This window comes from Phenylobacterium sp. (assembly GCF_028290885.1).
Taxonomy (GTDB): domain Bacteria; phylum Pseudomonadota; class Alphaproteobacteria; order Caulobacterales; family Caulobacteraceae; genus Phenylobacterium.
Genome location: NZ_JAQGIZ010000174.1, coordinates 1 through 8532 on the forward strand (window position 1 = coordinate 1; position 8532 = coordinate 8532).

The window sequence follows — 8532 nt, forward strand, 5'->3', positions numbered from 1 at the left end:
CGGGCGCCAGCGCAGCGCGCCGACCGGCGCCGCGGCATAGGGGACGCCCCGGAAGACGGAAATGGCGCCCGCCGGCTCGCCCGCGATCGCGCCGCTCTCCACGGACACGACGGGCCCTGCCGCGGCCATAGCCGGCCCGGCCGCGAGCAGGGCCAGGCCGCTCGCCAAGCCCATCCCCAAGCGTGCTGATCTCGAACGAATCACGCCCCCTCCCCTTCGCCTTTGCGAGTCCGACCGCGTGACCGATGACCCATTTACAAGCAGGCTATCCCGTATGTAGAGTGCATTCAAGACGAGGAGCTCACAGCTCCCGGGGGGAAGGAAACCATGACTCGCAAGCAACTCCTCAGGTCATCTGTGTCGGGCGCGCTCGCCCTGACCGCCTTGCTTTCCGCAGCGGCGGCGCAGGCCCAGGCCGCACCACCCGCCGGGCGGCCGGCGGCCAAGGCCGGCGATCCGCCCGGGGAGGTGTCCGAGGTGGTGGTCACCGGCACCCTGCTGCGCGGCGTAGCGCCGACCGGCACGGACGTGATCAGCGTCCCGCGTGAAGAGATCATCGCGACCGGCGTCGCCTCGTCCGGCGACCTCCTGGCGACGATCCCCCAGATCGGCTTCTTCGGAACCCTGCCCCGCGGCAACCAGGATGCCGGCAGTCCCCTGGTGACGCCGAACCTGCGCAACCTCGGCCTGCCCGGCGACAGCACGACCCTGATCCTGATGGACGGCCACCGGATCGTCGGCGCGGGCGTCCTGCAGACCTTTCCCGATCCGACGATCATCCCGCCCGGCGTCCTCGAGCGGGTGGAGGTGACGCCGGGCGGCGGCTCCTCGATCTATGGCTCCGACGCGATCGGCGGGGTGATCAACTTCGTCACCCGCCGCAACTTCGACGGCGTCGAGGCGACCGGCCACTACGGCGTCGCCGATCACTACAGCACCGCCGACGCCAATCTGACGGTCGGCCGCCGTTGGACCGGAGGTTCGGCCGTCCTGTCCTACGCCTACGCCTGGCACGACGACCTGCTGGGCGCGAACCGGGACTACGCCACGTCCAACCACACGGCCCAGGGCGGCTCGGACCTGAGGAACACCGCCTGCACGCCGGGCAACATCACCGTCGGTACGACGACCTACGCCTTGCCGGCGCGGGTGGCCGGGACCCTCAACCGCTGCGACGACCAGAAGGCCGTCGACATCTATCCGCGCGAAACCCGCCACAGCGTGTTCGGATCGTTCGTGCAGCAGCTGGCGCCAAACCTCGAGTTCACCCAGACGGCCTACTGGTCGCAACGCAACACCGTGGTCCGCACCGTCCAGTCGTCGCAGTCGGGCGTCATCACCGCGGCGAACCCGTACTTCCGGCCGATCGGAACCGAGACCTCGCAGTCGGTGGCCTTCTCCTATGCCGGCGTGTTCGGCCCGAGCAACGTGACGCCCCAGCAGTTCCAGTCCTATGGCGCCACCTCGACGCTGAAATACGACATCACCGATCGCTGGCAGGTGCGCGCGCAAGCCAACGTCGGACGCAGCTACAACGAGATCCACGAGGACCTGGTCAACGCCTCCGCCGGCGCACTGGCGCTAGGCGGGACGACGACCGCCACGGCGCTCAACCCCTACGACCTTTCAGCCACCAACCCGGCCGTCCTGGCGACCATCGGCGATTTCGAGAATCTGGCGCTGGCGAGCCAGCGCCTGGCCCAGCTCCAGGTGGTCGCCGACGGCTCGCTCTTCACCCTGCCCGGCGGCGACGTCCGGCTCGCGGTGGGCGCCGAGTACCTCTACCAGAACCTCAAGCAGCAGCTCCGCAGCGGTCCGATCAGCGCCACGGGCCCGGTCCCGAACGCCTCCGGCTCGCGCGAGGACAAGGCCGTCTTCGCCGAGCTGCTGGTGCCGATCGTCGGCCCGGACAACGGCCGGCCCGGACTGCGGAGCCTGGAGCTCTCGGCCTCCGTCCGGCATGACGACTACAACGACGTCGGCGGCACGACCAATCCCAAGTACGGCTTCAACTACCGGCCGTTCGAGGAGCTGTTGATCCGCGGCAACTACGGGACCGCCTTCCACGCGCCGGACCTGCCCACCATATCGTCGAGCGCCATCTCCTCGCAGGTGCAGATCCTGCAGATCAGTCCGTTCCGGCCGGTCAACAGCCCCATCACCGACCTGTTCCGGCCGACGATCATCCTCGCCGGCGGCAATCCGAACCTGCGCCCGGAGACCGCCAAGACCTGGCAGGCCGGCTTCGACTGGAAGCCGCACGCCATCGACGGACTCGTGCTGAGCGCCACCTGGTACAAGGTAGACATGACCGACCTGATCGGCCTGGTGTCCTCGGCGACGCTGTTCACCGACCCCAACTTTGCGCCGTTCTTCATCATCAATCCGACCCTGGCGCAGGCTAAGGCCGCGGCCGGCAACCTGCCCATCTTGGGCGCGCCAAGCATCGACAGCCTCTACGTCGGCCGCTCACCGTTCCTGTTGGTCGACGCCCGGCTCAACAACTTCGGGGCCCTGCGGCAGGACGGGATCGACTTCGACGTCTCCTACACCCGCCCCATCGGGCCGGCCCTGGTCAACGCCCGCCTCGTCGGCACCTACACCCTCAGCAAGGACCTGGCCTCCGGCGGCAGCGGACCGTTCACCGACACGCTGAAGAACGGCACGGGCAAGCTGTTCTACGTGGCTTCCGTGAATGGAAAGATCGACGCCTTCACCGGCCGGCTCGCCTTCAACTACCGCGGCGGCTACCCGATCCTGGGCCTCGTCGGACAGACGCGCGTCGACGCCTTCAAGACGGTCGACCTGTTCGTCGGCTACGACTTGCCCGACCGGGGCCCGCTGTCGAACATGATGCTCACCCTGAACGTGGACAACCTGCTCGACGAGGACCCGCCCTACGCCAACACCAACGTCGGCTACGCGAACGGCTCGACGGTCGGGCGGCTGACCTCGCTCGGCCTTCGCGCGAAGTTCTAAGTGGTCGATCGGAAGATTTGCAGCGGCGCCGTTTCCTCCCACTGCCCTGCTCGCCGCCCGGAGGGCTTTCAGCGCTTCGGGCGGCGCCTTTCTTCCGTAGACTGCGGTTCGCGTCCAACGGCCGCCTGACTTCGCGCGATGACCACGTTAGACAATCCAGGGCCAGAAGGGGGATCCGACCCGGTGAGCGATGACGCCTCGAGCATTCCGGCCACGCCGCGCCGGCCGCGCCGACCGAGGCAGACCTCGGTCGAGCGCCGCACCCAGGCGGAGCGCAGCGCCGAGACGCAGCGCAAGCTCATCGACGCGGCGATCGCCGTCCTGCATCGGGTCGGCTACGGCGCGACGACCACCGGCCTGATCGCCGAGGAGGCCGGCGTCAGCCGCGGGGCGATGCTGCACCAGTATCCCACCAAGGTGGACCTGATGCTGGCCGTCGTCAGCGAGGTCTATGATCGCGAGACCGAGGAATACCGCCGCCGCGGCGCCATGGCCGCCTCGCCCCGCGACCGGTTCTTCCAGTTCCCGGAGCTGATGTGGGATGTGCTGACCCGCCCCTCGGCCATGGCCGTGCTCGAAATCATGATGGGCTCGCGCTCGGACCCGGAACTGGCCGCGCGCCTGGCCCCGCTCGAGCGCCAGATCGAGGCCACGTCGCGCGCGACGGTCGACCAGATCCTCAAGGAAGGCGGGTTTCCCGACTTGCCCGAGATGAACGCCATGCGCCGGCTGTTCGTGGCCGCCGTGCGGGGCCTGTCCATCGACCTGATGCTGGTCAAAGACCGCAAGGAGCTCGAAGAGGCCATCGAGCTTCTCCAGCGCCTGCTGCGCGCCCTCTATGAGGGCCGCGTCCCGCCCGCGTCGCCCCCGGCCTAGTGTCCCGATTCCGAAGTTCGCAAGCGCTTGCGGCTGGCTTTGGCGAACTTCGGAATCGATAAGGACACTAGCAAGTGTATGTTTCTAGTGTGCTTTCGTGGATTTGAAGTTCGCTCGGCGCGTGGCCCGTGAAGACGGCGAACTTCAAATCCAGCACACTAGCGCCGCGCCCAAAATGGGTTGTCACTGTCATTTATAAACGGTCTAAACTGTTTGTATGATGGACGGGGAGAGTAGCCCGTCCGGCCTCCAGGATTTCCTCCATGCCGCCTTCTCCGCTTCGTGTGCTCGGCGATCGGTTCATCGACGCCGACGGCCGCGACGTGCTGTTGCGCGGCGTGAACCTGGGCGGCGACTCGAAGACGCCCTGGCCGGACGGGGGAACCCACCGGCCCAGCGACTTCTCGGACCACTGGACCGTGAGCTTCATCGGGCGGCCGTTTCCGCTGGCGGAGGCGGAGGAACACTTCTCGCGGCTTCGGGCCTGGGGCTTCAACTGCGTGCGCCTGCTGACCACCTGGGAGGCCATCGAGCACGCCGGCCCCGGCGTCTATGACGAGGCCTACCTGGACTACTTCGCCGAGGTGGCGCGCCGCGCCGGCGACCACGGCCTCTACGTGTTCGTGGACTTCCACCAGGACGCCTGGAGCCGGATGAGCGGCGGCAGCGGCGCGCCGGGATGGACGTTCGAAGCGGTCGGCCTGGACTTCAGCCGTTTCCACGCGGCCGACGCCGCCCTGGTGATGCAGCATGCGTTCGACTACGCCGACCCCAGTCCGCATCAGGCCGGATATCCGCGGATGTCCTGGTCGTCGAACTATCGGCTGCCCGCCAACGGCGTCATGTGGAGCCTGTTCTTCGGCGGCCGCTGGCTGACGCCGCAATTCGAGATCGGCGGGCTCAACGTCCAGGACTTCCTGCAGGGCCGCTACCTGGCCTGCCTGGACCAGGTCGCGCGCCGCCTGGCGGGCCAGCCGCGCGTCATCGGTTTCGAGAGCCTCAACGAGCCTTCCATCGGCTGGCTGGGACAGGGGCTCAGCGACCGCGGCGTGGCCAATCCCTCCCCGCTCGCCATCGGCCCCGCGATCAGCCCTCTGGACGGCCTGGCGCTGGCCCGTGGGGCGCCCGCCACCGTGCCGGTGTTCGGCGGCCGGGAGGAAGGCGCGCCGCGGGTGGTGGCCGAGCGGACGCTCAATCCGGCCGGCGTCACCATCTGGCGGGAAGGCGCCTCCTGCCCTTTCGAAGCGGCCGGCGTCTACGCCCTCAACGGCGGCCAGGCCTCGCCGCTCGACGAGGAGGCCTTTCGGCGTGGGCCAGACGGTGGCGGGCTCGACGTACCGCGCGACGTCTTCGCGCCGTTCTTCGAGGCCGTGGCGCGGACCATGCGCGCGCATCGTCCCGACTGGCTGCTGTTCGCCGAGATCGAGGTGGCAGGTCCGTTCGTGGGCCGCCTCTATCCGCAGGCCATGCCGCCGGCTTCGGTCAACGCGCCCCACTGGTACGACCTCGCCAACCTGGCGACCAAGCGCTTCGACGTGGACGACCATGTCGACGCCTTCACCGGCCGGCCGCTCCGGGGCGAGGCGGAGGTGCGGGGGAGCTACGTCAAAAGCCTGCAGGCCCGAAAGACGCTCGCGGAGACCTTCGGCGGGCCGACCCTGATCGGGGAGATCGGCGTCCAGTTCGATCTGGACCACGGCGCCTCGTATGAGGCTTGGGCCGCCGGCGCGCGCGGCCCGGGCGTGTTCGCGAAGCAGGCGCTCGCCCTGCACCTGATGTCCGACGCGCTGGACGAGCTCGGCCTTTCCGCGACCTGGTGGAACTACTCGGCCTCCAACCGCAACGACCCGCGGATCGGCGACGGCTGGAACCAGGAGGACCTCTCCATCTTCTCCCGCGACCAGCAGGACGGGACGCACGACGGTGGCCGGGGGGTGGAAGGCTTCGCACGACCCTATGCGCGCGCCGCCCAAGGGCGTCTGGTCCGGCAGCGGTTCGACCGCGCCACCCGTCTGTTCGAGGTCGTCCTCGACGCGGACCTGTCGGTCGAGGCGCCGACGGAGATCGCGACCCCGGCGGCCACCTATCCGTTCGGCGTCGTGGTCGAGGCTTCGCCCGGCTGCCGCTGGGAGGAACTCGACGGGGTCTTGCGCATCTTCGCCGCCGCGGCGGGGCCGATGACGCTGCGCCTGGCGCCGCGCACCGTGCCCGTCGCCGCTGAGCTCAGGGCCCGGTCGACGAGAGGCTGACCGGCCCCAGCAGGCCGGACGGCAGCAGCTTGGAGTCCGCCCGCCAGCCGGGGCCGATGATGGCCACGAGGTCGTTCGGCGGAAGGATGCTCAAGGCGGTCCAGGTGTACTTGTGGGTCACGCCGGGCTGGGCGTCGCCGATCAGGCGATTGGGCCACAGGTTGGTGACCTTGACGGTCAGGCTGTTCTTGCCCGGCTTCACGGCGTCGGTCACGTCCACGACATAGGGCGCCTTCCAGGCCGTGCCGACGGGCTTGCCGTTCACCGACACCTCGGCGATCTCCTTTACCGAACCCAGGTCCAGCATCAGGCGCGCAGCGGGCTGAAGCGACCGCTTGGCGACCTCGAAGGTCGTGGCGTAGGTCGCGGTCCCGGAGAAGTATTTCACGCCGGGCTCGGCGCTGTCGCTCCAGGAGGCCAGCGCCGGCAGCGTGACCTCGGGCGGCGCGCCCTGGCCGGGCGGGAAGCTCAGGCGCCAGGGCCCTTCCACCCGGCCCAGGCTGGCAGTCCGCAGCGTGGGCGCGGTGAAGGCCGGGGACGCCGCGGGGCGGCGGAACACCACGAACAGCGCTTCCCGCGGGCCCAGCTCCAGCGGTACGACCGTGCGGTCACCCTCGATCCGGTAGCTCGTCGCCTGGCTCCGTCCGGTGTCGGCCCGCCAGAGCTCCGCGGCGCGCCCGGCGACTCGGAAGCTCGCGTCCAGGCGCTCGGGCCGGTCGTTGCGGTTGGTGAGATAGTAGATGTCGGCGTCAGCGGTCCGCCGGTGGACCTGCATCACATAGCTGTCGGGGCGGCCACCCGCGAACGAGACGTCCGGCGCGACCCGTTCGGCGGCCAGCACCTCGGCCAATGGACGGCCCCAGTAGACCCGGCCCTTGCCGACGGACCGGACGCCGGAGGGGCCCGGCGCCGCGCCCCAGATCTGTTCGACGACCGAACGGACCTCGGCGTCGGTGGCGGTGAGACCCAGCGCCCCCTTCGGCGGCGCGCCGACCAGCACGACGCCGCCCTCCACCAGCGCCTGCAGCTTCCTGATCGTCGGCAGGGTGAGCGCGGTGGCGTCCGGCCGCATGAAGAGGACGCGATAGGACATGCCGGACGGCGTGGTCAGCCGGCCATCCTGGACGGAGGTTTCCTCGCGCAGGGCCTCGGCGTTGATGAAATCGTAGCCGTAGCCTTCCGGCGTCTCGATCAAATAGCGGCCGGTGGCCTCGTCGAACTGGCCGGTGAACAGGCTCGCCAGCGGCCGGTCCTCGCCGTAGAAATAGGCCACGTCGGCCACGAAGCGGCCCTGCTGCAGCAGGTAGGAGCTGCGGGCGATGTAGGTGAGAAACGGGGCGGACTGCTCGGCCCAGGTTTCGTGGCGGGTGAGGAACTGGCCGAACGGCCCGAGCGTCACGCCGGGCTTCTTGTCGTCGGACGGCTGGTGCGCGGAGGTGTGCAGGACGATCCGGTTGACCCCATAGGCGAAGATCTCGTCCACCACCGGCTTCAGCATCTCCGGCGAGAAGCTAAACGGGTCCTTGGCGGTGAAGACGGTGAGCGACTCGTTGGCCACCAGCGGCTTGCCGTAGATGTGCGCCACCGAAGCCGATTCCTTCATGTCGGTCTTCAGCGTCGGCTGGCCCGGGCCAGCGGCGAAGGGGCGATACCAGTATTCCGCCATCGGGATATCGGCGTGGCGCTTCATCTCCATGCCGTCGCCGATGGCCCGCCAGCCGTCGCCCTGGGCCTCGCTATAGAAGCCCATGCCGCGGCGTTTCAGCTCCTCGGAGATGACCGCATAGTGTTGCGCCAGCAGGTCTTCGAGGGTGCGGCGGAAGTCCCACAGGAACTTGTCGCTGGCCTCGGCGCTCTCGACCACGTGGCCGGCCAGCACCGGCAGCCAGGGCGTCAGGTCGTAGCCGCGCCGGCGGCGGAACTCCGCGGGCATGTCGTCGGTCCAGTTCTGGACGCCGGCTTCCCAGCTGTCGGACAAGAGGTTCTGCAGCCCCCGCTTCCCCACCAGGTCCTTGCCCGCGGCCGCCTCGAACCGGCCGAGGTAGGCGTCGATGTAGGCCGCCACATGCTTGCGGCTGAACTTGTCCACCTCAAGGCCCGTGGCTTCGACGGGCGCCGGATGGTTCTTCGTGCCGGTGAGCGAATAGCCCAGGCGGATGATCCGCCAGTGGCCCGGCGGCGGCGTCCAGTCCAGGCTTCCGTCCGGGCGCATCGCGCTGGTGAGGTCGACCACCTCGGCCTTGCGGATCGCGGCCTCGGCCGACACCGGCGCGGTCGGCGCCGCCGCATAGTCGATGGGGTCCGAGAAACCGGCCTTTTCCACGAACCTGTCGACCACGCCGGAGGCCTGCAGGGCGAAGACCGACACCGCGGCGCTTTGCGGCCGCGCGGGCGGGGCGAAGTCCGGAATGCCCGAGGGGCGCGGCTG

Annotated in this window: 4 protein-coding genes; 3 read left to right on the top strand and 1 reads right to left on the bottom strand. The window is 69.5% G+C overall.

Features of this window, described 5'->3' with window-relative positions:
* Positions 1-327: 327 nt before the first annotated feature.
* The 3 genes from JWP28_RS11725 to JWP28_RS11735 all read left to right on the top strand — a co-directional run bounded on the left by JWP28_RS11725 (position 328) and on the right by JWP28_RS11735 (position 6104).
* Positions 328-2979, top strand: a complete 2652-nt coding sequence (locus JWP28_RS11725; protein ID WP_299543062.1) for a TonB-dependent receptor — start codon at positions 328-330, stop codon at positions 2977-2979.
* 183 nt (positions 2980-3162) lie between these two features.
* A complete protein-coding gene (locus JWP28_RS11730) occupies positions 3163-3855 on the top strand; it encodes a TetR/AcrR family transcriptional regulator (protein ID WP_299543064.1) in 693 nt (230 codons plus the stop codon).
* Between the two features lie 263 nt (positions 3856-4118).
* On the top strand, positions 4119-6104 hold the full coding sequence (locus tag JWP28_RS11735; protein WP_299543066.1) for a cellulase family glycosylhydrolase: 1986 nt from the start codon (positions 4119-4121) through the stop codon (positions 6102-6104).
* Here JWP28_RS11735 and JWP28_RS11740 read toward each other — a convergent pair.
* On the bottom strand, positions 6079-8532 hold a 2454-nt coding region (locus JWP28_RS11740), incomplete at its 5' end, for a glycosyl hydrolase (protein WP_299543068.1). The genes JWP28_RS11735 and JWP28_RS11740 overlap by 26 nt on opposite strands.